Genomic DNA, 24,824 nt, shown 5'->3' with positions numbered 1-24,824 from the left:
CCCCCCGAACCGGGCCCCAGCCTCCGGATGACCCGCCCCGACCGGCCGCGCGCGGGGTGGAGGTGACCCGTAGGCGTCAGCACTCGATGACCTTCACCGCCAGCCCGCCTTGCGCCGTCTCCTCGTACGTGACGCCCATGTCGGCAGCTGCTGATCACGCGCTTGACCTGTAGGTTTGCCATATTCGGGCTCGCCGTGAGTCCTCGGGGACTTTTCGGGGACTTCTTGTCGAGGGCTGCCCGCGAAGTGTCCGACGGTATCTGCCGGGAGTCGGTTCGTTGGTGTTCGTACAGGCATCTGATCGCCTCGTTGGGTCCCCGCACTCGTCATGCGTAGGTCTCGGATTCGAATCCCGAAGGCGGCTCTGTGGTAAACCCCAGGTCGGGCCTTTGACCTGGGGTTTCTTGTTTCGTTGACCTTGGAATTCGGGTCAATCGGGCACGTGTTCAACTGGCGTCGAGCGAGCGCCCCGCGAGCGTGAACAAGTGGGTTCACCTGGCCGGGACCTACGACCCGGTGGCCCGGAGATTCACGCTGTTCGTCGACGGCGAGGAGCAGGGCAGCGCCACCGTCACCGCCGTTATCCGGTCGGCGGGAAGCGACGAAGTCGCACGCACCATCGTGCGCCGCGAGGTCGTGATGAGCTGGGACGACCCGGCGAAGGTCGTCGTCGAACCGGGTACGTTCTCCCTCGTCTCCTACAAGGTGGACACCACCAACGGCGGCTGCGACACCTTCACCGGCTACCTCACCCCCGAGTTCAGCGCAGAGCGCGCGGCCGCGCGCCCGGGAGACGGCCCCGAGGTCGATCCGTACGACCGGAGCATGTCGATGGACACGCGCATGCGGGAGGACGGCGATGAGGGGTGCGGGACTGCCACACGGACGTGAGCGGCAGTTGCAGGGAAACAGAACTGCATGGTCGGCTCCGCTTCGCCCCTCTCGGCACGCTCCACTTCGGCCACGGCAATGACACAGCGGGCTGGCTGACATCCCTCTGACGGCGGGCCAGGCAGCTGGGCAATCATGGCGCTCGACTCCGCGGCGACGAGCGCCGTGTTGGGACCTGGCCCACCGACCCGGCGACCACCGTTCGCCCTTGGCACAGGCGGTGAAGGAGCCCCTGGAAGCGCTGCAGACCCGCCGTCCGGAACCGGAGCAATCGCGGACGGAGGTATCCCGGCTGAGGAAGGCGGATCGCGAGCTGCGCAGTGAGCATGCCGCCGAGCTTCGCGAACTGAAGGGCGCCCTGGCCGCCTACACCAACCAAAATCAGGCCCTGACCTTGCGCAACGTCCAGCCGCAGGGACACAACTCCTGTCTTCCTGAGCGACTGCGGTACTCCGGGGAGAACGTTGTGGTCCTGCCGACCCCGGACTGCCCTCGCCCTGACCGGCGCCTCACGTGACGGTTCGCGCCGCCTTCGCCGGTGTAGCTGATGTATCGCTCGAAGGGCGCTTGAGGTGCGGGGGAAGCAGGAGTGCGGTGGTGAGTCCTGCGATGGTGAGCGCGGCGCCAGTGAGGGTGATGCCCGTGTAGCCGACAAGGTGAAGGGCGAGCCCGCCTGCAGCGGAGCCGCAGGCGATGCCGACGTTGGACATGGAGATGTTGGCTGCCGCGGCAATGCCGGCCGCAGGAGTGGCCTGTAGCGACACGTTGACCTGCGCGGCGGTGCTGAAGGCACCGAAGGCCGCTGACCAGATCAAGGCTGCCGGCCAGGTCAGGACGGGGGTGGTGACGATCAGCGGAATGACGCTCATACTGATGGCCAGCAGGGCCGCGGCGGCCGTAAGGGCGTGTCGGGGATGGCGGTCGGCGGCTGTACCGCCGACGATGGTGCCTACCGTGCCGGAAACGCCGCTGGTTACGAGGAGCATGCTGACCGCAGCAGCGCCAAGGCCGGTCTGCTCGATCAGGAGCACGACTAAGTATGTGGATGCCGTGTAGTGGCCCGCGGTGACCATGGCATTGACGGCGAACGTGACAGGCAAGCGGGCGGCGGTCAACGCTCTGAGCTGGGTGGACAGGCTCGCCGGTGGCTCTGGCGCGGAATCCGGTACCAAACAGGCAGCGGCCACGAGGACACCCATGGTCAAGGCGGCCAACACTCCGTAAACGGCACGCCAGCCGAACACACTCCCTAGAAGGGAGCTCGCGGGGACACCGAGGACGGCGGAGACCGTGATGCCTCCGAAGACGATGGCGACAGCACGCCCTCGTCGCTCAGGGCCGGTCAATGTCGCAGCCGTGGTCAGGGCCGTCGCCGCGTAGAGCGCCGCCGCGGCCCCGGTGAGCGCCCTGGCTGCCAGAAGCGTTGGAAACTCGGTGACGAGAGCCGTAACCCCGTTTCCTGTAGCAAGCGCGCCGAGCGCCCCTACCAAGACCTGTCGACGGGGCAGACGACTCGTCACCACGGTGAGCGCGGGACCCAGAAGCGCGACAGCCACGGCGTATGCCGAGACAAGTGTGCCTGCGGCACCAGCGGATACTTGCAGGTCGGCGCTGATGGCGGGGAGTAGTCCCGCGACGCCGAGTTCGCTCGTGCCCAGTACGAGGGCGCCCAGGGCCAGCACGGCCAGCGCCGGCACTGCGGTCGGCCGGTGAGTACCAGCCCTGGGGGAACAGATAGGCATAAGACCTCTTGAGGAGAGAAACAGCTCTGGGTTTGGCGCGCCGACGACCGGATCGGGACGTGCGAGGACCCGGAGGGAGAGAGCCGCGCGAGGGCGCCGTGGGACGTCGCGGCTGAGGAGAAGGTCCGCAGAAGCGGTTACGCGAGTGGCAGTGGGGGCAGAGCCCGGCCATTGGCCGCCGCAGAAGGCGACATCAGTGCTCACGATAGGGCAGTGGCCTGGGAACCACGTAATGCGGCGGCTTGGTCGGCCGGTTGATCCCCGAGCCCCGTACCGCTTCGGCCGCGAGGACCAGTTGGGCACCGAGCCGACTCCGCCGCCCGGTCACCGAAGGAGCCGTACGCGGCTCCGGGCGCCGCCAGGGCGAACACAGACCTCAGGTTCACTGAATTCGCTTGGCCCATTGAAACGGGGGTGAGGGCGGTTCCTATGCGCCGCTAGGCACTGCAGGGCGACTTCCCCCGCGCCCTGCAGCCAGTCCCTGCTCGGACGGACGCGGCCAAGCCGGGCCACCAAGATCCATCTCATGTGCGGCGGTCGCGCCCGCCCCGGTCATGCTGTTCGGCACTGGCCGACGCACCAACAGCATCTGCGCCCAGCCGCTGGTGGAGCGCGTCCGGGGGCCCCGGCACCGAGCTCGGCCGTCCGCTCGGCCGTCCCGGCCACCTCGTGCCCGTGGTGCCTACAGTCCCCGCCGCTTCCCGCTCCTGCCTCCGCAGGCGCGACATCGCCCGCACCACTGCCCGTACGCCGCACACGGCCTGTCGGACACGTGAACGCGCCTGAGCGCGTGCGGACGCGCCCGCGGCGGAATCAGGGCCTCGGCCAGGCGCTCTCACCACGGGCGGCCACCTGGGCGGCGACCGCCGCGTAGTCGACTTTTCCGGAACCTGTCACAGGAATCCGGTCGACTGGGCACAGGACCAGTGCTTCCGGCGGTAGCCGCAGGGTGCGTAGCACCCGCGACCGGTGCTCTTCGAAGGCCGCGGGCGCTCCCTCGACGGCGGCCAGCAGATTGCCGCGCCCGTCCTCCACCACCGCCACCGACCCCGAGGGGCGCAGCAGGGACTCGACCTCGTCGAGACTCACCCGGACCCCGAACGGCTTGGCGATACGTCTTAGCCGCCCTGACACGTACAGCAGGCCGTCGCGGACGTGGCCCAGGTCGCCTGTGGGCAGCACCCCGCCGGTTCGGCTGCCGTCCGCCAGGTCCATACGTGACCGGGCATACCCAAGCATGACGCTGGGTCCGCTGAGGACGATCTCCCCGACCTGTCCTTCTGGCAGGGGCGCTCCTGACTCGTCCTGGATGCTGATGCTTCCCGTGCCGACCGGGGTTCCCACCGAGTCCGGCCGCGCCAGGACGCCGGCTCCCCGATGGCAGCTGATCCGTGCGGTTGCCTCGGTTTGGCCGTACATGACGGCGAACTCGGCGCCGTGCCGTGCTGCCAGCTGGGCGAAGTATTCGACATGCCCGCGTTCCAAGCGCCCTCCGGCCGAGGTCATCAGGCGCATGGTGGGCGGGGGCGTGAACGGTTTCCTTCCGCTCCGCAGGATTTCATAGGTCACAGGCACGCCGGCGAAGTCCGTGACGCCGTGGTGCCGTACCTGGGACCAGAAGTATCGGCTGGTCGGGCTGGCAGCGCAGACTACGAGCCCGGCACCCGCCACCAGATGTGAGGTCACCACGGAGAGGCCGTAGCTGTAGGTGATCGGCAGTGAAGTGATCCCTCGGTCCCCGGGGCCGAGGCTCAGCGCCTCCACGATGGCCGTCGCGTTGGAGTACAGGTTGCGGTAGGAGAGCCGGACCATTTTGGGAGTGGCGAGGGAACCGGAGGTGGCCAGCAGGAGCGCAGTTTCCGGGTGCGGGGGGCGGTCGTCCTCAGCAGGCGCGGTGCGGCTGAAGAGCGTGGAGGCCATCAGCCGACCGATGGCGCGGTAGCCCGGCGGGCAGCGGCCGTCCCCGACGGCGTCCACCACGTATTCGGGACGGTACGCGGAGAGGCTCTCCTCGTCACCGGTGGGGCCGTCGGGGGGCAGCAGCGCCATGGCATGGCCTCCGGCCAGGGCCCCGAGCAGCCAGGCCAGCGTTTCCACATTCCGCGTCCCGCGGCAGAAGACGAGGGACTTGCGACCGTCGCCGAGGAACGCGCGCACCTGGGTGCTCAGCGAATCGAGGTCGGCTCTGGTGTAGGAATGGCCACCGGTGTCGCGGAGGCACTCGTCGTCGGGGGAACCGCCGTCCAGGAGATTCAGCTGGTGCACGATCCGGTCTCCCCACAGGTGCGCGGCTCAGTGATCCGTGTGTCCACCGAGCCCCCAGGGATGCCTACGGAAGCCGAGGTGACCAACGCCACCAGTTGATCGACCACGCCTTCGACGAACTTTCTCGTCTCCTCGATGCGGAAGTGGTCGGCGTTGAACATGCAACTCACCTCGCTCTGACCGTTGGAACGCGGGCAGATGAAGAGATGAAGGCTCTCGATGTGGGCCGGGAAGCTGGTGACGGTCGTACCCGGCCGGCCCGTGCTCCTGGACTCGAAGGGCCAGAAGTTGACCACCAGTTGCTGGGTACCGGGCTCCTCCCAGACCGGCGTGCGTGAGGGCGAGCAGGCGGTGCGGATGAAGTCCCACGGGGTGTCCTGATGGGCCATCATGCCGGACCACAGCGGAGCCAGGAGACCAAGGACCCGTCCGGTGTCGTCGAGCGCGCCGTCGCGCAACCGCATGGGCAGGGAATCGGCGAACCAACCGTGGGTGTTCATGAACGGCGTGGGCCGACCGGTGGTGATGACGCGGAACACCAGATCGTCCACCCGCCCCGCGCGCGCCGCCACGGCGACAGCGCTTGCCACCACCATCAGGAACGGTGTGGTCCGCAGCAGCCGGGACGCCCGCATGAGTTGTTGGAACGACACCGGGGCCGTGGCCTGTATCGACGTGGCGACCCCCCGGAACGGCTGTGCGGGGCGGATCGCGAACGGGATCGCCGAGGCGGTGTCGGCCTCGGCCCCATCGAGCACCCGCAGCCAGAAGTCGCGGCTCGGGCTGGAGGGGCCACCGTGCCGGTGGCGGTAGGCCTCCCGAGCCCACGAGACCCAGGTGCGGTAGTTGCCGCGGTACCGGTCACCGTGCGGGGGAGCCCCATGGAGCAGTTCTTGCTCCAGCAGGTGCATGCTGCGACCGTCAGTGACCATGTGGTCGAACATGGCGCAGGCGGTGCGTACCGGCCTGCCTGCGGCGTCCGGATGTTCGATGATCACCAACTGCCAGAGCAGGTCGCCGCGTTCAAAGGGCTTCGCCGCGAGTTCGTCGCTCACCGCGATCATCTCGTCGTGGCTGTCGCACCGGATCGTCCGCACAGGCAGCCGTATGTCAGAGGCGTAACAGACCCAGCCATCCGCGCCCTGCACCGTCCCGTCCGTCGTCCACAGAGCCTGCTCCCGTTGGGCGACCGCGAGCATGCGACGGCACAGCTCGTCAGTGGTCAGGGAATCAGGGATGGTGAACCTATTGCAGAGATTGGCGTATCGCCCGTAACGCTCCTCGTTGCGCAGGCGAGCTGCCTGCTGCCACGAAATGGGTCCTCGAACTTCTCCGGGCAATGCCACATCTCCCCATCGGGTTCGTCAGAGCAGCAGGGCGGATGCCCTCATCGGGCCGTACGCTGTTCCCGGCGGGCGAGCGAGGTTTCACATGCCCTGACCAGGGCGTCGAACGTCCCCTCGGTGACGAGGACCTCCAGTGGAAGGCTGGTTTCCAGCCTGCTCTGGATCTCGGCGATGAGTGTGAAGGCGAGCAGAGAGTCACCCCCCGACAGGAAGAAGTCGTCCTCCTCCTGTGCTTGGGGGACTTCCAGCACATCGCACCACACTTCTGCGACCACGTCGGCTACGGACACAACCACCCTCTCGCCATGCGCTGTCGCGCCAACTGATCTCATATCACGCCCATCGCCGTGCCACATCGGCAACGGGAAACCGGGAATGCACCCGCCGGCGGGAATACGATTCCAGGGGCCCTTGGCGGCATCCGACAGGAGAGCCGCGGGAAAAATCGACGGCATTGGATTCGTGGGGTATGACGGGAAGAGCGACGGTCCGCCGGCCGGGGAAAACGGATCCATCGGCTGATCATCCTGGAGCGGCTTCAGTGTGAAGTCGCGGTTCCACCGGTGTCAACACCACGCGCCACCGGAGTGCGGCCGCCGCCATGGGAGTTGCGAAATACGGAGAGTTTATTGACCGGTGCTTTACGGGCGGAACTCGTTCAGTGGCCATCGACTCGTCCCCCAACTCGCCGTATGTACTGCGGACTGCCATTACCCGTGCTTCGTCCCTGCCTTCGTCTTGCGGGCACGGGTGCGGACACGGACCAGAGTCTGACCCGACAGAAGCAAACTTTGCAAGACTGCGTGTGTGTTTGAAAAACCACCACCTGGGGCACCACTGGCCCCTCTCATGCGCGACCGGACCTCGTCCGAAACATGCCGCTCTCCATGGAGGGGCGCCGCCCTTCCGCCGTGTGAATTTCGAAAGTGGCTGGTCCTGGCCGTATCAACGCGCTCCTTCGTGCGATGCGTGGGCATAACGGTGCGGCAGCGGGAACATTTCAAGCCAGTCTCACGCACTGGCTTGACACGGTTCGGAGCGTACATCAACACTCTATTTCGCACAGAAGCAAACGCCTCCCGAAGGCGGCCTGCGGGGGCGGCCGTCCGGAGATGCCGTTCAACTCTGCCACCTGGTACCAGAAAAAGCTCACTCGCTGGTCGTTCGCCGCATGGTTTGTTTCATGCCAGGTCGACTGCGTCCTTTGCGGGAAGCAAGCAGCAATCACATCCCGTCGTTCTGTGTGCCCTCATCGCGGAGGATGCACGGCCAAAACCCATGGAATCCACATGTGAAACACATGGCGGACACACAATGTCAGCAGTCCCGTGCACCTTCGGGAGGATTAGATGAACGACTTACTCAACCGCCTGACCGGGCTGCTGGAGGCCGTGGAGGGGGTATCAGCCGCAACCGCCGCGTGCGTCTCTCACCACGACCGGGACATCGTCGTCGGAATAGTGCAGGGTGAGCCGGAACTCGACGAGATGGAACTCCGTGACCACGTCCTGACCGAACTGGATGGCGTGGACACACCACTCGGCATCTGGTCCGTGCCCGATCTGCGGCAACTGGGCGAACCGGTGGATGCCGGACAGCTGCTCACTGCGATCGACCAGGAATGGTGCGTCCCCTTCGAGAAGCCGGACGGTCCCGTCGAGCAGAGCCTCGCGGCCCTGTGGTGCCGGGTGCTGGGACTGCGCAGGGTCGGCGCACGGGACGACTTCCTGGACCTCGGCGGTGACTCCATAAGCGCCACCAGGATCCTCGTTTCCCTGGAGGAGGACTTCCACGTGGCCCTGGACGTCCGGCAGTTCATGGAGGCGTCGTCCATCCGGGACCTCGCGCGGACGGTCGTGGAAGAGGGCGGCCAGGAGCCGACCGTCCGGCCCGAGCCGGCAGGAGGGTGAGTGCGGATGGTGAAGGACACCGAAGTGCTGCCGCTGACCTGGGCACAGGAAGCATGGATGGCCGGCCCGCCTCGGCTGGGCGTGGACGATGTGTGGCGCCACGACGTGTCCGTGCCGCTGGAGTTGCCGGCGAACACCACGCCGGACGACATCGAGGCCGCCATGGGCCGGGTGATCGCGCGTTTTCCCACGCTGCGCGCCCGTTTCACCAGGACTGCCACCGGCGGGCTCGCCCAGGACATCGTTCCCCGGCGGGAGGTGGCACAGCGGCCCTTCGCACCGAACGTGGTGGTGCGGCTGCCCCGGCCCGGACGGTCCCGGGCGGCGGTGACCGTGGCTGTTCCCCACGCGTTCGTCGACATCGCCGGTGCGGCTGCTCTGGTCGGCGCGATCCGGGAGGAAGTGCTTTGTCCCGGTGAGCGGCCGGAGCAGCAGGACCTTCGCCGGATCGTCGCTTTCGAGCGGAGCGAGCGCGCCGCGAGGCAGTCCGCACGGGGCATCGCTCATCTCGTGACGACCGCCCGGATGGCGGACTCCCTGGGTCTGGAAGCCTCCTCGCCCTACGCGGAGTTGCTGAAAGGGCACGGGCTGAGGTGCGACGGCCGTTGGCTGTCGCAGGTCCTGTGGTCCCGGTGGCCGGGGTCTCGGGTGACCCGCGCGGCCGTGATGCTGTCGCTGAATCTGATCGCGCTGCGTAGAACGTTCGACAGCCCCAAGTCCTGGCTGGCCATTCGCACCGCGAACCGGTCCTCCGACGAGGACCTGTCCTTCGTCGGACTGACCACGCGCTACGGCTGGCTGGTCGAAGGAGCCGATCCCTCCCTGGACTTCCGGAACATGGTCCGCCGCAGCGCCTCAGCCCTGATGGAGTCGTCCCTTCTCACCAGATTCGATCCTCGGCGGGCCGACGAAGAGCTCACGACCGCCGACCTGACCCGGTACCCCGCCTTCTACTTCAACTACTGGGAGGACCCCGGAGCCCGGCGGCCGGGACCGCCCGGGTCCGGTGCGGCGTCACCGGGCGAGCTGGACGCCGCATCGGGCGAGCGGCTCGTCATGCCCCTGGGCGTCTGGCACTTCGAGGTCAATTACTACGCGGCGGACGACCTGTCCACATTGATCGTCAAGTACGACGGGGACCGCTTCACCGAGGGGCACGCGCAGCAACTCGTCTCCTTCCTGCGCGAGGCGGCCGTGTTGCTGCACAAGAACCCGCGGGTGACGGTGGCGGAACTGCTGGACCTGCCATGAGGTCCGCCGCGGAAGCGACAGGAGACACGAAGACTGCCGGCATCCCCGCTCGGCGAGTGGGTGACAGGGCAGCGGACCAGAGGTCAGTGGCCCAGCGGCTGCTCGCGCTGGCCGCCCAGGATCCCCAAGCCCCGGCCGTAACGTCCGTGTCTGCGACGGATGGCCGGCACACCCTCACCCGGGAGGCGCTCTGCCGTCGTGTCCAGCACCTTGCGCAGGCCCTTGACACCGCACTGGATCCCGCCGAGCGCCATACCGTGATCGATTTGCCCAACGGCGACTCCTTCCTGGTCGCGGTCCTCGCGACCTGGTGGACGGGCCGCACGCCACTCGTTGTCCCGCCCGGCTCCACCCCCCAGGAGACCAAGGCGCTCTTCGCCGCGACCGGAGGGGTGCCACCGACCCCGCCGATCTCGGCACTGCCCCTGCAAACGGCCGGTGTTGCCCGGTCCCGGGACGACGGGACCAGCCGAACGCCTCGGCCGGAGCCGCACCATGCCTGGTCCCTGCCCTCGGGGGGCAGCACCGGCCTCCCGGGGCTGGTACCCGTGGCCGGCCCTCCGGCCGCCGTGCTGGCAGGCCAGCAGCGGCTGCTGTCGGTCGTGGGATGGCGGCCCGCCGCGGTCCAGCTGGTGCTCGGGCCGCTGTTCCACGCGGCTCCGTTCACCTCCGCCCTCAGCGGTCTCGCCGCAGGTAACCACCTCGTCGTACCGGACCGGTTCACCCCGGCGGGCGTGGCCGAGGTTCTCACTGTGGCGCCGCCGACGTGGTGCCAGCTCACCCCGCACCACATGGCGATGATCGGCTGTGACGAGGGGCTCGCGGACCGGCTGTGCGGCACGCTGGAGGGCTTGCTGCACACCGCGGCGCCCTGCCCTGAGGACGTCAAGCGGGCCTGGATCGAGCGCCTGGGCGGGGAGCGGCTGTTCGAGATCTACGGCTCCACCCAGATGCTGGGCACCACCGTCTGCGACGGTGTGGAGTGGCTGGAGAGACCTGGGACCGTGGGTCGGCCGTTCATGACCCGGATCCGGATCCTTGACGAGGACGGGCGCAGACTGCCCGCGGGCACGGTGGGGGAGGTGGCGATGCGCTCTCCTCGGACCCGGCAGCTGACGGCGCCGGAGGCCGCCCAAGTCCGCCCGCACCCAGGCGGTTTCTACGGAGCGGGAGACCTCGGCCACCTCGATGAGGCGGGTTATCTCTTCCTCAGCGACCGGGTCGACGACGTCATCATCGTCGGGGGTGCGAATGTGAGCGCCCGTGAGATCGAGAACGTGCTGACGGCTCATCCGCTCATCCGTGAGGCGGTCGTCTCGGGCAGGCCTCACCCGGTTCTCGGCGAGCTGCCACATGCCGTGGTGGTGTGCGAGCCCGGCGGCTCCCTCACCCTCCGGGAGTTGAAGGGGTACTGCGCACAGTACCTGGCCTCCCACAAGGTCCCCGCGTCCTTCGAGGCCGTGGGTGAACTGGCCAGGTCGAGAGCCGGCAAGGTCCAGCGGTATCGCTACCACGGCTGAGACGGCCGACCACACCGGCGCCGGACCGGCGACTCCGGCGCGCCGTTATCCCGTTTCCGCCGCCGCACAGCCAGGACACATCCGATGACTGGAGTCGGGAGACGAGTCATGTCGACAACCGGTAGAGCTCCACTGCGCGAGGACCAGGAAGCTGATCCCCTCATCCGTGGCGGAGACCTGAGCCCAACCCCGCCTGTGCCAACCCGCCCGTGGCCCAACGGCGTTGGCACGGGACGGCGGTACAAGACGGAGATAGCGTCGGTTTCGCCGATGTCCGCGCGCCGCACTTTCGAGGTGCACGAGGGCTGCTTCTTCGGCATCAGTCTGCAGAACAGCAACTTCGCTCCGAAGAAGCTCCACTCGATGCTCACCTGGATCTCCCGGAGATTCGACCAGTGCACCGTCCTCGTCGGTGACAGCATTCATCGCATCACCCTGGAGTCCACCAGCTCGCTCGCCGAACCGGAGGCCACCGAGGCTGCCCTCCGGATGGGTTCGGACTTTCTGCGCGACAGCCGCGACCTGTTCGACAGCGTGCGCGACACCGTCGATCTGACGTTTCTGCGGTGCAGTGAGGTGCAGCAATGGGTGGACTACGCGCACCTTCACAAGGAGCTCCGGCAGCACTGGGAGACCGATCCCGCTTTCCGCGCGTCTGTCGAGGGATTCGCCCGCCGCTATCACGAGAGCCACGCCCCAGACGCCGAGCGGGGCCAGCTCGACTACCGGATCAGGCGTTCCTGCGAGTACTTCCTGGAGGAGTTCGCCATCTTCGCCTGCCTCAGGCGGCGCGGTCTGCGCGTCATGGTCTACCCCGGATCGTTCAGCACGCTGTCCGAGATCACCCGCGGTGAGCATGTGGGTACGCCGAAGGAACTGCAGGAGCTGATCATCGTCTCGCTTTCCTTGAAGGGGAAATGACATGACGGACCATGCGCGAGGCACCCTCCCCGAGATCCGGCGGGGCCGTATCTACCGGGACGTCTACCACAAGCGCGTGGACGAGGAACCGGTCGACCGCACCGCTGATCTGGAGCGGGCCCGTCTCGGCGACGACGGGCTCGACTTCCAGGACGACGCCGCCCAGGCACGTGCGTTCGCCCAAGGTGTGTTCCTGCTGGAGATCCCGGAGTGGCTCGACCTCTCGGCAGGCGACCGGTTCGCCCGGCAGTTCTTCCAGGGGACGGGGGTCGAACCCTACGGAAAGTACCGGGACCTCTCCTCCGAGCACTTTGGCGACGAACTGCTCGGCTACCACTCACGGGTGGACCAGCTGGAGCAGTTCCTGCTGGAGCGGCGCTTCTGGGGCGAGGTGTACCCGTCGGAGATCGCGACGCTCGGCGAACACCTCACGCTGCTGTCCCACCGTGTCCTCCGCTCGGTCCTGGCGAGCGCCGGAATACCGGAGGAGGACTGGCACCGTGCCTCGGGTGGCTGCAGCGAGACCAACGGCTCGTACCACCTGACGTTCAACCACTACCGGTCGGCTCACCAGGACATCGGGCTCAGTTCCCACAAGGACGACGGATTCATCACCGTACTGCGAACCACCGCACAGGGGTTGGAGGTCAACCGCGACGACGTCTGGGAGAAGGTGCCGGTCGACCCTGCCTGCTTCGTCGTCAACTTCGGCCTGTCGATGGAGATCCTCACCAGCGCCTGCGTAACACCGCTCTCCGCCATCATGCACCGGGTTTCCCACCAGAACTTCGACCGCTCCAGCTTCGGCCACTTCAGCTCCAGTCGGTGCCTTCCCGGCGCGGACGACGGCATCTACCGCTACCTCCCGAGCGCCGGCCTTGAACGGGTGTGCGGGTCAAGAGAGCTCATCGAGGAGAACGACCACGAGATCTACATGGGGACAGAAGGCCAGGGCTAGGAAGGAAAAGGTTTCATGACCACCAAGGAAATGACGCTGCAGAGGGCGCGGACCGCCTCCGGCGAGCTGGTCTTCGAGACGGGGGGAGGGCTGTCACAGGCACTCCAGGACGGCTGCTTCTACCTGGCGATCCCCGAGGACATCGACCTCGAACCGGGCAAGTTGCTGTGCCGTCAGTTCTACCGGCCCGCGCATCCCGGAAGCCCCGAACTCCGCCCGTACCGGGGATTTCGCAGGAACGACGGCATTTACTTCGACCGCGAGTACTACCAGACGGAGCACATCCTCGCGGACGGTCCCGCCCGGGAGAAATACCTGCCGCCGGACGTGGTGGCCCTGTGCGAGCGCATGACCTCACTCGCGCTCCTCGTCCTGACCAGTACCTTGACCGGACTCGGCATCGACGAGGCCGTCTGGGAGAAGGTGACCGGCGGTGCGGTCGGCGGGGGCGGGACGCAATGGTTTGCCGCCAGCCACTACCGGCCCGAACGTCACCAACTCGGCTGCGCACCGCACAAGGACACCGGGTTCGTCACGGTCCTCTACATAGAGCAGGACGGCCTGGAGTCATCGGTCGGCGGCGAGTGGATCCCCATTGCTCCGTTGCCGGGGTACTTCCTGGTCAACTTCGGCGGTGCGACCGAACTCCTGACGGCACGGATGGGCCGACCGGTGCAGGCCATCCTGCACCGGGTGCGCAGTTGCGTGACGGAGCCAGCGAGGGAGGACCGCTTCTCCTTCGCGGTCTTCGCCAACCCGCCGGCGACCGGGGACCTGTATCAGATGTCGGAGAGCGGCGAGCCGGTAGCGGTGCGCGGAGTGGAGGAGTTCCTCCGGGACTTCAACAACGAGACGTGGAGCGACCGGCACACCGACTTCGGCATCACCACCACCGCCCCGGGAGAAGTCCATGACTGAGCTGTCCGACATCCCGTTCCCCGGTGCGATCGCCCATCACTGCCCGCACCAGCAGCCCGACGGGGACCACTACGACGCGTTCCACGAGAGCACGGTGGTCAAGGGGGAACACGCCTCCACCTACTTCGAGGCGTCCGGGATCAGCGCGACGGCCCGCGCCAACGGAGGAATCTGCACCTTCCGCATGGAAGGTGACCTCGCCCTCTACCAGATCACCAACCAGCCGCTGGTCCAGGACGACATCCTGCGCCCGACCACTGAGGCGGCCGGTGAGCTGTTCGGCGAGTTCATGGGGTCACTACCGAACGACCACCCCGACCGGCCGGCCAAACGCGCCGCCATCGAGAGGTTCCTCGGCAGTGGCAAGTTCATCGACGAGCTCACCCCGCATGTGCGCACCTATGCCCGGACGTACCTGGAGCGAGTCTCCGGACGCCGGATGCCGGTGAACGAGTTCGCCATCGGCATGGTGTCGTACATCGACAGCATGGTGCCCGGGGTGCTGGATCTCAGGGAACGGCCGGTGTCGGAATACCTGGAATCTCCGGTGTACGGCAATGTCATCCGGGGGTTCTTCGAGATCGCCTCCGAGGTGATCAGCAAGGTCAACCGGGACGCCATGCGGGAGTTCGACGTCATCGTCCCCTTCGTGCGCGACCTGCTGTTGGAGAACTTCGGCTCCCTCTCCGACGCCCCCGCGTCCAATCTCATCCGGCAGTACTTCGCCATGTGGGAACGGCCGTTCACCCGGGAGACGATCCGAGAGCTGGAGCCCGGCAAGGTCAAGGAACTCGGCACGGTCATCGTGGCCACCTACGACACCACGGCCCTGACCTTGACCTGGGCGCTGGGCTTCCTGGAGACATCACCGAGGCACAAGGCCGAGGTGGTCGCTCATACACGGCAGCCGCACGACGACTCCGCACTGTCCGTCGTCGACTTCGTGGTGCTGGAGGCGGTCCGACTCAGCGGTGGCAATCCCACGGCCCTGTGGCGCCGGACCATGGAGCCGATCAGCATCGTCCACGAGGGCAAGGACCTCGACATTCCCGCCGGGACGATGATGTGGCTGGACCGGCGGCAGGCCAATCAGGACCCGGCGGTCTTCAACAACCCCCAGGAGTTCGACCCGGACAACGTCAGCGCCCTCGTCCAGTCCGGCCGCGAGACGATCTCCTCGCTGCTCTCACGCAATCGCTACGAGATCAACTCGTTCAGCATGGTCAACGCCGAGAGGAACCCGCGCAAGTGCCCGGGACGGCTGTTCGCGGTGCGGATGCAGTCAATCATCCTCTCCGAACTCTACGAGCGGTACCGGGTCACGGTTACGGACGCCGACCTCAGCCTGCGCAAGCACACCTCGATGCCGCGCCCGGCGCAGCCCGGAACGATCGTCATCGAGCCTGCCGCCGACGGCAACCCAGCGGAATGACACAGGAGGAACCATGGCGACCACCCCGAACTCGCTGACAGCGCGGGCTCCGGTCCGGCTCCCGCCGATGCCAGGCGAGCGCGAGGCGTCCGACCGTTGCCCATCGATCGAGCTGGAGCGCTCCACCGTGGTCGACGGGCAGCTGGTCTTCGAGCGGCCGAACGGACTGCTCCGTGCGCTTACGCACGGCTTCTTCCTGATCCGGATCCCGGAAGGACTCGACCTCGCCGGGGCCGACGCCTTCGCGGCCCACTTCTTCGAGGACCCCACGGGCGAGGAACCCGACGGTGGGGACGGCCTGGACCATTTCCGGGGCTTCCGCCACCTCGCCGTTCCCGGCGACTACCAGGGCTACTTCGACCGTGAGCACGACCAGTGGGAGAACTTCTACATCGCGCGCGAGAACTGGCCGATGCTGCCGCCCGGCGTCGCGGCGGCGGGGGAGCGGCTGGCGGATCTCGGCATCACGGTGCTGCGCTCTGTGCTGGGCAGCCTCGGTCTGCCGGAGGAGGACTGGGCGGAGGTCACAGGCGGCCTGACGGACCAGCAGGGCCATCAGATGCTGGCCTTCAACCACTTCCGTCCGGAGAAGGAAGTCCGGGGATCCAAGTTCCACCGTGACTCCGGCTGGGTCACGATCCTGCGCTCGGTCGAACCCGGACTGCTCGCGCTGATCGATGGCACGCTGTCGTCGATCGACCCGGTACCGGGCTACTTCATCGCCAACTTCGGCAGCTCGATCGAAGTCCTGACCGAACTCCTGCCGACCCCGGTGCGCGCCAATGTCCATGGAGTCGTCCGCACCCAGCGAGTGACGGGGCAGCCCCACCGCACCTCCTACGTGATCTTCCTGGACTCCGACCTCGACGGCACCATCTACCGCTACGAGGACGGGCGCCCCCGGGCGATCCAGTCCATGCGCGACTTCGCGGTGCAGGAGGTGAACCGGACGTACGACAACGAGAACAGCGGTCTCTGACACGAGTTTCGGACATGCAGAGAGGTGAGTTCCGCACCATGGACCAGAAGTACCGCGTCACCGACGTCCCGTATCCCTCCGGTTCGGAGATCGAACTCCCCGTAGCACGCGTAATCGACGGCTCGATGGTCTTCGAGCGGCTCGGAGGGATGGCGGAGGCCCTCGACATCGGGGCCTTCCTGGTGGCTGTACCGGAGGGCTGGGACATGACTCCGGGGCTGGAACTCTGCCGGAGCTACTACAAGCCGCAACGGTTCCCGGGGGACCGCTACCGCGGCCACCGCGATGAGGACCACCCCGATTCGAGCCTGGGCTACGCCGACCGCCCGGACCAGGTGGAGCAGCTGCAGATAGAGAGCCAGCACTGGAACACCTACCTGCCCGAGGAGGTCGTGGAACTGCTGCGCCGGATGAAGCAGCTGACCTCCGACGTCCTGAGCGCCTGCTTCCGGGCCGCCGGGGTCCCGGAGAAGGACTGGCCGCTGATCACCGGTGATCAGCAGGAGAAGACCGGCTGGTGCCACACCACGGTGAACCACTACCGGGCCGGTCTCGGCGGCCGGCACGGGATCGTGCAGCACACGGACAGTGGGTTCATCACCCTCATCTATGCCGACCGCGGCGGCCTGGAGGTGCTGCACAACGGCCAATGGCGCAGGGTGCGGTACCGCCCGGACTGCTTCACGGTGAACTTCGGAGCGGCCGCGGGCATCCTCACCGACAGGCTGCCCAGCCCCATGACAGCCGTGATCCACCAAGTCCCGGAGATCCCCGAGGACAACGACGGTCACGACGACGACCGCTCGTCGTTCACGGTCTTCCTCGGTCCCCGCTACGACATGGACATCTACCAGTACTCGGCCGACGGCACTCTCCAGGAGTTCATGAACTTCCGGGACTTCTCCCTGCTGAAGGCCGCGGACCAGGGCTATGAGTTCCATCCTCGTCTCTGAGCGCGGTCAGCTGCCGGGGCGGTCAGCGGACGGCCGTGCCCGGCGGCCCGTTCTCGACCGGCATCGGACCACCCGCCCACCACAGAACGGTACTGAACACCGAAGAACACCACGGACCACCATGGAAGGGGTTCTGCTGTGCACGACGGCCCTTCGAGGCCCTGGCAGCGCGCGACACTCCGGAACGGCGCCCTGGAGTTCGAACAGCCCAGCGGGCTGTTCGATGCGCTGAACGACGGCTTCTTCTTCGTCCGGCAGCCTTCCGGCATGTCGCTGACTGCCGGCGACCGGTTCGCGAACAGCTTCCACCTCCCGCAGGACCCGGCGGGCTCCGACCCCTTCCGGGGCTTCAAACGGTTCACCCCGGACCGCATCGGTGACCGTCAGGGCTACTTCTGCCGTGAGGCAGATCAGACCGAGCAGTTCTTCCTGGAAAGCAGGTTCTGGGAGGGAACCTTCCCCGGCGAGCTGAGGACACAGGCGGCGGCGATGCGTGACTACGCCCTCGACATCCTCGCCGGTGTCCTGCCTCACCTGGACCTGCCTCGACCACTGTGGGACAGGGCAACCGGACACGCCCTGTCGGGCCGCGGCACCTACCACCTGACGTTCAATCACTTCCGCCCCGAGGTCAACGCGCGTGGTCTCAACGTGCACAAGGACTCCGGCTGGGTTACGGTACTGCGCTCGCTGGAGCCGGGGCTGGAGGTCCGGCGCGGTGGGAGATGGGAACCCATCGACCCCGAGCCCGGCTGGTTCATCGTCAACTTCGGATGTGCCATGGAGATCCTGACGCGCGACTCGGCGACTCCGGTGGCCGCCGTCGCTCACCGGGTCCGCCAGCAGACCTCCGACCGGAGCGATTCCTCGCCGGACAGGTTCTCCTACGCCCTGTTCGTCGACAGCAGCCTCGATGAGAACCTCTGTCCCGGTCTGTTCCGCTACGCACCGGGCACTGGCTTGGTCCTGGCCGGGAAGTTCGCCACCTTCCTCGACGAGATCGTGCACAGCACGTACGAACCCGACGGGGTCGGACTCTACTGACCCGGCCTGTTCGAGACAGCCTTCAGAATTCCCTTCCCGTCGAGCCATCAGAAAGGTCGCAGGGGCATGTTGATATGTGGAGTCAAGGCCTCGCACGACGGGGGCGTCGCCGTCATCGACGGCAACCGTCTGCTGTTCAGTATCGAAGCGGAGAAGATCGACAACGGGCTCCGCTACAGCCCCTTGGCCAACCTGGAACAGGTGGGGGAGATCCTCGCCGGCGAGGGACTGGATCCGGCCGATGTCGACCGGTTCGTCGTGGACGGCTGGTGGACGCAGGACGAATCGGACCCGGCGGTGGTCCGCACCCACGCCGGCGGCCGTCCGCTCACGCTCCCCGTGGCCCCGTACCTGGACGGTTTCGCAGCCCGGGACCCGCTGACCCGTTACACCTTCGCCGACTACGACTTCAGCGGGGCGTCCTTGGGTTATGCGAGCTATCACCACGCCAGCAACCATCTCTTGGGCGCCTACTGTTCCAGCCCGTTCGCCGCACGCGGCGAGGATGCGCTGGTACTGGTCTGGGACGGAGGCATGGCACCGCGGCTCTACCACGTCGAGCCCCGGACCCGGTCCGTGACCACGGTCTCTGTGTTGCTGCCCATCACCGGTGGCGCGTTCGCCGATTTCAGCGCCCAGTTCGACCCATTCCGCCGCGACGTCATGGAATCCGACTCCGAGACGCAACTGCGCCACCATCTCTCGGTGGCGGGAAAGGCCATGGCATACGCGGCGCTCGGTACCGTGGCCGAGTCCGCGTTTCCGGTCCTCGAAGCGGTCATGGCCGGATTTCCGGCCATCTCCCCTGACAACGCGCGGGCACTCGGCGAGAAAATCGCGGCCAGCCGCGACGAGATGCTCCCCGGGCTGTCGAACGCGGACCTGATCGCCACATTCCAGGCTTATCTGGGACGGCTCCTGCTTCGTCGGCTGACGGAGGTCGTGAGCGCACGCTATCCGAAGAAAGCCCCACACCTAGCCATGGCCGGGGGATGCGCACTGAACATCAAGTGGAATCATGCACTCCGAGACAGTGGGCTTTTCGATGAAATCTGGGTCCCCCCCTTCCCGAACGATTCGGGGGCCGCTCTGGGAACCGCCTGCTGCGAAATGTTCCGGGAAAGCGGCCGGTGGGCGCTCGACTGGGACGTCTACAGCGGGCCGCTGCCAACGCGTGGGCGTGAACCCGAGGGATGGTCCGTACGCCCTTGTGGCGAACGCCAACTCGCGGAAGTCCTCCACCGCGAGAGCGAGCCGGTGGTCGTCCTCTCCGGCCGGGCCGAGATCGGGCCGAGAGCCCTGGGCAACCGAAGCATTCTCGCACCGGCTGTCGATCCGCGGATGAAGGACCGGTTGAACGCGATCAAGGACCGGGAGGGCTATCGACCGGTGGCCCCCATCTGCCTGAGCTCGCGAGCCTCCGAGGTATTCGACCCGGGCGGTGGCGACCCCTTCATGCTGTTTGAGCACCGCATGCGGCCGGGGTGGGCGAAACGAGTTCCCGCAGTCGTCCACCTCGACGGCACGGCACGACTGCAGACCATCGATGTCCGGGCGAACAGTGCCACGGGCCGAATCCTCGAAGCCTACGAGCAGATCAGTGGCATTCCAGTGCTGTGTAACACGAGCGCCAACCTGAACGGCCATGGCTTCTTTCCGGACGTTGCGACGGCGGCTCGTTGGGGTCGCACCCGATACATCTGGTCGGAGGGGCGCCTCTACACCAACCCGTGTCCCGTTCTGGCGCCCGATGTGTGAGGCGATGAATCCGGCGACCGAGCGGCACACCTGACGAAGTGACGACGACTGAACCCCTCAACGAAAGTGATGCCGTGGTTCCAGTGATTGAGGCCCGTGGGTTGTCCAGGGTCTTCCATACGACCGTGCGCCGACCGGGCCTGAGGGGGGCCCTGCGTTCGCTGGTCAGTCCGGAGCGTGTGGCGAAAACGGCGGTGGAGGACGTGTCGTTCACGGTCGGGGCAGGGCAGCTGCTGGCCCTCCTCGGGCCGAACGGCGCGGGGAAGTCGACGACGATCAAAATGCTGACCGGCATTCTCACCCCGACCGCGGGGGAGGCACGGGTCGCGGGTGTGGTCCCGTACCGCGAGCGAGAGCGCAACGCGCGCAACATTGGGGCGGTCTTCGGTCAGCGCACCCAGTTGTGGTGGGATCTTCCGGTACGGGAGTCCTTCGCGATTCTGCGTGACATCTACGGGATCGGCGAGCCCGAGCACCGGGCCCGACTTGAGGAGTTCGACGAACTGCTGGACCTGTCCTCCTTCTGGGACACTCGGGTGCGGCACCTCTCACTGGGACAGCGGGTGCGCTGCGACCTGGCCGGCTCCCTGCTTCACGATCCGCCGGTGGTCTTCCTCGACGAGCCGACCATCGGCATGGACGTGGTGGTCAAGGAGCAGGTCCGCGGCTTTCTGCGGCACCAGGTGGAGCGGCGCGGCCGTACCGTCCTGCTCACCACCCACGACATGACAGAGGTGGCGCGGCTGGCCGAACGGGTCGTACTGATCAACCACGGCCGCATCGTACTGGACGGCTCACTGGACGAGATCCGGCGCCGTTTCGGCGGCACCTGGCAGGTGAGAGCCACCCTGACCGACTCCGAAGCCTGCTTGGATCCGCTGCCCGGGATCGCGCTGCTGCGCCGCGAGGGCGCCCAGTTGGTTTTCGGGCCGGAGAGCGGTCTCCAGGGCGGGGAGAGGAACACGCCGACCGCGCACGAGGCGCTCAGGCGGATCATCGAGCGGTTCGAGGTCTCCGACATCGCCCTGGAGGAGAGCGACCTCGAAGACGTTATGCGGGCCGCCTACCTCCGCGCGGACGCAACGGTCGGATCCCTCGCGTCCACCGAGCCCGCCCTGCGGAGCGGCTGATGGCCATCAACACGAGCAGCGTACGCGTCGCTTGGATCACCCCGTTGGGCGAGCTGCTCGCCCCGCCCCGCATCACCGCCGGTCTGCTGCGCCTCCTCGTTCAGACTGTCCTTGTGGTCGCGTTGTGGCGGGGCCTGTACGCCGACACGGAGGTCAAGGCAGGGCTGACCCGGGAACAGGCCGTGAGCTACGCGGTCCTAGCGGTCCTCGCCTCTCGGATCCGCAACCTCGACCGCTCCGCGTCCCGTGACGAGGTCATCCAGCACCTGCACTTCGGCACCATCGTCTACTGGTTTCTCCGCCCGATCCCGCCGCAGCGCTACTACGCGCTGCGCGCCCTCGGCGACCAAGCCTACGGGTTGATCTGGCTGCTCAGCGGGTACGCACTCTGCCTGGCCACCGGTGTCGTGGAGCTCCCCGCCTCACCCGAGGGCGCCGCCGTCGCCGCGCTGAGCCTGCTGCTCGGCCAGTGGGTGCTGTACTACGTGATGCTGCTGATCGATCTGCTCTGCTTCTGGACGCTGCGCAACCAGGCCGCGCTGCTCATCCTGGTCTTCGCGCAGAATCTGCTGTCGGGCGTCTATGCCCCGCTGTGGTACTTCCCCGACTGGTTCATCACCATGAGCGGCTTCCTGCCCTTCCAGGCCACTCTCGCCGTCCCGCTCTCGCTGTACGTCGGCCGGATTCCGCTCCACGACGCACTTCCCCAACTCGCCGTCCAGGCCGGCTGGGTGGTCCTGCTCGCCGTACTGACCCGGCTGCTGTGGCACCGCGCCGCGCGGCGGGTCGTCTCCCAGGGAGGCTGACCGTGACGACGACTGTGCGCGGACCGGCCGTACGCGGATTCACTGCCCGCAGATCGGCGATGGCGGTTGTCTGGCGGATCACCAAGCTCACCCTCCGTGCCCAGCTGGAATATCGCACCGAGTTCCTGATGATGATCGTTATCGGTGCGGTCTGGCAGATCTCGGTGATTGTCTTCGCGACCGTCCTGCTCACCCAGTTCTCCGGGATGGGCGGTTGGGAGGCCGCGGACGTGCTGCTCATCGCCGCGATGCGGATGATGGCACACGGGCTGTTCGTGCTGTTCTTCGGCAGAGTGCAGTACCTGACCCAGCGGGTCCAGGAGGGACTGATCGACGTCTGCCTGCTACGGCCGATGTCCGTCTACCGTCAGGTGCAGCTCAATCACTTCCCCGTCAACGCCATCGGTGACCTGATCGTCGCTGCGGGTCTGTTCGCCGGGGCGATCGCCCGCAGTTCCGTGGAGTGGACTCCGGGCCGGATCGCCTTCTTGATCTCAGGAGTACTCGGCGGGATGTTGGTCGAGGCAGCGCTGTTCACGGCGCTGTCCAGCGCGGCCCTGCACTTCCCCGCCGCCTCCTATTGGTCCAGTTGGCTGGAGGAGCTCATGGGCACCTTCGGCAACTATCCGCTGAACATCCTGCCGGGGGCCGTCTCCGGCGCCCTGACGTACATACTGCCACTGGCCTTCATCGCGTACTTCCCGGCGGGAGTGCTCACCGGGAACGGCTCGGCGCTCGGCGTGCCGGTGTGGGTCGCCGCGTGCGCGCCTCTGTTCGGGCTGGCTGGGTTCATTGCCTCGCGGCTGCTGTGGAACCGGAGCCTGCGCCACTACACCGGTGTCAACGGCTGACAGATCGCATGCGGGTCGCGAGACGGCCCTCAAGGGAGCGTTGTGCGAGCCCTCGGCGACCCCGCCCTGATCACGTGAGCCGGGCTGGTCCCCATGATCCGGCTGGCCGAGCGGTGCGGGCTACCAGGGAGGTATACGTAGAGGGACCTGATGGCGGATCGCGGTGGACAGCCGGTGGACAGACGCCTTTGGACGGTGCGTCACGGGGTGGCACGGGCCGCCCTGTTGCACGTGACGAACGCGCTGGTCAGGGCCTGTTCTCTCAGCACTCGATGATGTTCACCGCCAGCCCGCCCCGCGCCGTCTCCTTGTACTTGACGCTCATGTCGGCGCCCGTGTCCTTCATCGTCTTGATGACCTTGTCGAGGGACACCTTGTGGGTGCCGTCGCCGCGCATGGCCATACGGGCGGCGGTCACGGCCTTCACCGCGGCCATGCCGTTGCGTTCGATGCAGGGGATCTGGACGAGGCCGCCGACCGGGTCGCAGGTCAGGCCGAGGTTGTGCTCCATGCCGATCTCGGCCGCGTTCTCGACCTGTTCGGGGCTGCCCCCGAGGACCTCCGCGAGCGCGCCCGCCGCCATCGAGCAGGCCGAGCCGACCTCGCCCTGGCAGCCGACCTCCGCGCCGGAGATGGACGCGTTCTCCTTGAAGAGCATGCCGATGGCCCCGGCCGCCAGCAGGAAGCGGACGACGCCGTCCTCGTCGGCGCCGGGGACGAAGTTGATGTAGTAGTGCAGGACCGCGGGGATGATGCCGGCCGCGCCGTTCGTGGGCGCCGTCACCACGCGGCCACCGGCGGCGTTCTCCTCGTTCACGGCCATCGCGTACAGCGTGATCCACTCCATGGAGCGGGCCAACGGGTCGCCCTCGGCGCGGAGTTGACGGGCGGAGACGGCGGCGCGGCGGCGTACCCGCAGTCCGCCGGGGAGGATGCCCTCGCGGGACATCCCGCGCGCGACGCACGTCTGCATCACCCGCCAGATCTCCAGCAGCCCCTCGCGGATCTCGTCCTCCGTGCGCCACGCCCGCTCGTTCTCCAGCATCAGCGCGGAGATCGACAGGCCCGTCTCCTTCGTCAGGCGCAGCAGCTCGTCGCCCGTCCGGAAGGGGTACTTGAGGGCCGTGTCGTCCAGCTTGATGCGGTCGGCGCCGACCGCCTCCTCGTCCACGACGAAGCCACCGCCGACCGAGTAGTACGTCTTCGAGAGCAGTTCCTCGCCCGACGCGTCGTACGCCCAGACCGTCATGCCGTTGGCGTGGTACGGCAGCGTCTTGCGGCGGTGGAGGACCAGGTCCTTGTCGAAGTCGAAGGGGATCTCGTGGTCGTCGAGCAGCCGGATCCGGCCCGACTCCTTGATGGACTCCACGCGGTCGTCGGCCGACTCCACGTCCACCGTGCGCGGCGACGCGCCCTCCAGGCCCAGCAGGACCGCCTTGGGGGTGCCGTGGCCGTGCCCGGTCGCGCCCAGGGAGCCGTACAGCTCGACCCGTATGGAGGCGGTCGCGGTCAGCAGCCGCTCCTTGTCCAGCCGGCGCGCGAATATCCGGGCGGCCCGCATCGGGCCGACCGTGTGGGAGCTGGACGGGCCGATGCCGATCGAGAACAGGTCGAAGACCGAGATGGCCACGGTGACTCCTCAGAACGGGGGTTGTGCGAGGGGGCGGGGCACCGCGCTCACTGCCCAGTGTGCGCGGTACCCCGGAAGAACGGCACGGTGTGCCGGTGAATCGGGGTCACGTCCGGGAGCGGCGGCCGAAGATCGGACGATCCCGGCCGCCGCTCCGGGTCACTTGCCGAGGGTGGGGTAGAGCGGGTGCTTGGCGGTGAGGGCCTTGACCCGCGTCTTGAGGGCCTCGGTGTCGTAGGACGGTTTGAGGGTCTCGGCGATGATGTCGGCGACCTCGGTGAAGTCGGCGGCGGTGAAGCCGCGGGTGGCGAGGGCGGGGGTGCCGATGCGCAGGCCGGAGGTGACCATCGGGGGGCGGGGGTCGTCGGGGACGGCGTTGCGGTTGACGGTGATGCCGACCTCGTGGAGGCGGTCCTCGGCCTGCTGTCCGTCGAGGTCGGATGCGCGCAGGTCGACCAGGATGAGGTGGACGTCGGTGCCGCCGGACAGGACGTTGACGCCGGCCGCGCGGGCGTCGGG

20 protein-coding genes and 2 pseudogenes are annotated in these 24,824 nt (G+C 67.5%); 16 read left to right on the top strand and 6 right to left on the bottom strand.

The window, feature by feature from the left end:
• Positions 1-489: 489 nt before the first annotated feature.
• A pseudogene (locus AOK15_RS19740) lies at positions 490-891 on the top strand (hypothetical protein); the annotation flags it as partial.
• 208 nt (positions 892-1,099) lie between these two features.
• Positions 1,100-1,408, top strand: coding sequence for a hypothetical protein (locus AOK15_RS45110; protein ID WP_157870311.1), 309 nt, complete (start codon positions 1,100-1,102; stop codon positions 1,406-1,408).
• Here the strand turns inward: AOK15_RS45110 and AOK15_RS19730 are convergent.
• From AOK15_RS19730 to AOK15_RS45105, 4 genes are all read right to left on the bottom strand, one after another.
• The gene (locus AOK15_RS19730; protein ID WP_055518649.1) at positions 1,401-2,588 is read right to left on the bottom strand and encodes an MFS transporter; all 1,188 of its coding nucleotides are present in this window, start codon (positions 2,586-2,588) and stop codon (positions 1,401-1,403) included. The two genes, AOK15_RS45110 and AOK15_RS19730, sit on opposite strands and share 8 nt — an antisense overlap.
• 858 nt (positions 2,589-3,446) lie before the next feature.
• A complete protein-coding gene (locus AOK15_RS19725; RefSeq protein WP_055518647.1) occupies positions 3,447-4,898 on the bottom strand; it encodes an AMP-binding protein in 1,452 nt (483 codons plus the stop codon).
• On the bottom strand, positions 4,886-6,097 hold the full coding sequence (locus AOK15_RS19720; RefSeq protein ID WP_055518644.1) for a condensation domain-containing protein: 1,212 nt from the start codon (positions 6,095-6,097) through the stop codon (positions 4,886-4,888). The genes AOK15_RS19725 and AOK15_RS19720 overlap by 13 nt, the downstream gene beginning before the upstream one ends.
• A 188-nt stretch (positions 6,098-6,285) precedes the next feature.
• Positions 6,286-6,540 (bottom strand): phosphopantetheine-binding protein, encoded by a 255-nt coding sequence (locus AOK15_RS45105; protein WP_157870310.1) that lies wholly within the window; start codon positions 6,538-6,540, stop codon positions 6,286-6,288.
• Between the two features lie 1,053 nt (positions 6,541-7,593).
• Here AOK15_RS45105 and AOK15_RS19710 point away from each other — a divergent pair.
• From AOK15_RS19710 to AOK15_RS19645, 14 genes are all read left to right on the top strand, one after another.
• Entirely contained in the window at positions 7,594-8,154 is a 561-nt protein-coding gene (locus AOK15_RS19710) for an acyl carrier protein (RefSeq protein WP_055518640.1), read from the top strand.
• A 6-nt stretch (positions 8,155-8,160) separates the two neighbouring features.
• The gene (locus tag AOK15_RS19705) at positions 8,161-9,405 is read left to right on the top strand and encodes a condensation domain-containing protein (RefSeq protein WP_157870309.1); all 1,245 of its coding nucleotides are present in this window, start codon (positions 8,161-8,163) and stop codon (positions 9,403-9,405) included.
• A 257-nt stretch (positions 9,406-9,662) separates the two neighbouring features.
• Entirely contained in the window at positions 9,663-10,925 is a 1,263-nt protein-coding gene (locus AOK15_RS19700; protein ID WP_055518635.1) for a class I adenylate-forming enzyme family protein, read from the top strand.
• 270 nt (positions 10,926-11,195) lie between these two features.
• The gene (locus AOK15_RS19695) at positions 11,196-11,846 is read left to right on the top strand and encodes a tRNA-dependent cyclodipeptide synthase (RefSeq protein ID WP_055518633.1); all 651 of its coding nucleotides are present in this window, start codon (positions 11,196-11,198) and stop codon (positions 11,844-11,846) included.
• A 1-nt stretch (position 11,847) separates the two neighbouring features.
• Positions 11,848-12,804, top strand: coding sequence for a 2OG-Fe(II) oxygenase family protein (locus AOK15_RS19690; protein WP_055518631.1), 957 nt, complete (start codon positions 11,848-11,850; stop codon positions 12,802-12,804).
• 15 nt (positions 12,805-12,819) lie between these two features.
• Positions 12,820-13,722, top strand: a complete 903-nt coding sequence (locus AOK15_RS19685) for a 2OG-Fe(II) oxygenase family protein (protein WP_055518629.1) — start codon at positions 12,820-12,822, stop codon at positions 13,720-13,722.
• Positions 13,715-15,154 carry a cytochrome P450 gene (locus AOK15_RS19680; protein WP_055518626.1) on the top strand — a complete coding sequence of 480 codons (1,440 nt, stop codon included), beginning with the start codon at positions 13,715-13,717 and terminating at the stop codon, positions 15,152-15,154. The genes AOK15_RS19685 and AOK15_RS19680 overlap by 8 nt, the downstream gene beginning before the upstream one ends.
• Positions 15,155-15,167: 13 nt before the next feature.
• Positions 15,168-16,133 carry a 2OG-Fe(II) oxygenase family protein gene (locus AOK15_RS44035; protein ID WP_055518624.1) on the top strand — a complete coding sequence of 322 codons (966 nt, stop codon included), beginning with the start codon at positions 15,168-15,170 and terminating at the stop codon, positions 16,131-16,133.
• Positions 16,134-16,147: 14 nt separating this feature from the next.
• The gene (locus tag AOK15_RS19670) at positions 16,148-17,086 is read left to right on the top strand and encodes a 2OG-Fe(II) oxygenase family protein (RefSeq protein WP_055518622.1); all 939 of its coding nucleotides are present in this window, start codon (positions 16,148-16,150) and stop codon (positions 17,084-17,086) included.
• Positions 17,087-17,224: 138 nt separating this feature from the next.
• Positions 17,225-18,130, top strand: coding sequence for a 2OG-Fe(II) oxygenase family protein (locus AOK15_RS19665; protein WP_055518619.1), 906 nt, complete (start codon positions 17,225-17,227; stop codon positions 18,128-18,130).
• Positions 18,131-18,196: 66 nt separating this feature from the next.
• On the top strand, positions 18,197-19,888 hold the full coding sequence (locus AOK15_RS19660; RefSeq protein ID WP_055518616.1) for a carbamoyltransferase N-terminal domain-containing protein: 1,692 nt from the start codon (positions 18,197-18,199) through the stop codon (positions 19,886-19,888).
• A 74-nt stretch (positions 19,889-19,962) separates the two neighbouring features.
• Positions 19,963-21,018 carry an ABC transporter ATP-binding protein gene (locus AOK15_RS19655; RefSeq protein WP_055518614.1) on the top strand — a complete coding sequence of 352 codons (1,056 nt, stop codon included), beginning with the start codon at positions 19,963-19,965 and terminating at the stop codon, positions 21,016-21,018.
• Positions 21,018-21,824 carry an ABC transporter permease gene (locus tag AOK15_RS19650; protein WP_055518611.1) on the top strand — a complete coding sequence of 269 codons (807 nt, stop codon included), beginning with the start codon at positions 21,018-21,020 and terminating at the stop codon, positions 21,822-21,824. Before AOK15_RS19655 ends, AOK15_RS19650 begins: the two co-directional genes overlap by 1 nt.
• 59 nt (positions 21,825-21,883) lie before the next feature.
• Entirely contained in the window at positions 21,884-22,675 is a 792-nt protein-coding gene (locus tag AOK15_RS19645) for an ABC transporter permease (RefSeq protein ID WP_055518608.1), read from the top strand.
• 262 nt (positions 22,676-22,937) lie between these two features.
• Here AOK15_RS19645 and AOK15_RS19640 read toward each other — a convergent pair whose 3' ends face one another.
• Positions 22,938-24,305 (bottom strand): L-serine ammonia-lyase, encoded by a 1,368-nt coding sequence (locus tag AOK15_RS19640; RefSeq protein ID WP_055518605.1) that lies wholly within the window; start codon positions 24,303-24,305, stop codon positions 22,938-22,940.
• Positions 24,306-24,464: 159 nt separating this feature from the next.
• A pseudogene (locus AOK15_RS19635) lies at positions 24,465-24,824 on the bottom strand (serine hydroxymethyltransferase); the annotation flags it as partial.

Source organism: Streptomyces ossamyceticus, from assembly GCF_001418475.1.
Taxonomy (GTDB): domain Bacteria; phylum Actinomycetota; class Actinomycetes; order Streptomycetales; family Streptomycetaceae; genus Streptomyces; species Streptomyces ossamyceticus.
This window is presented reverse-complemented; position numbering and strand designations above follow the sequence as displayed.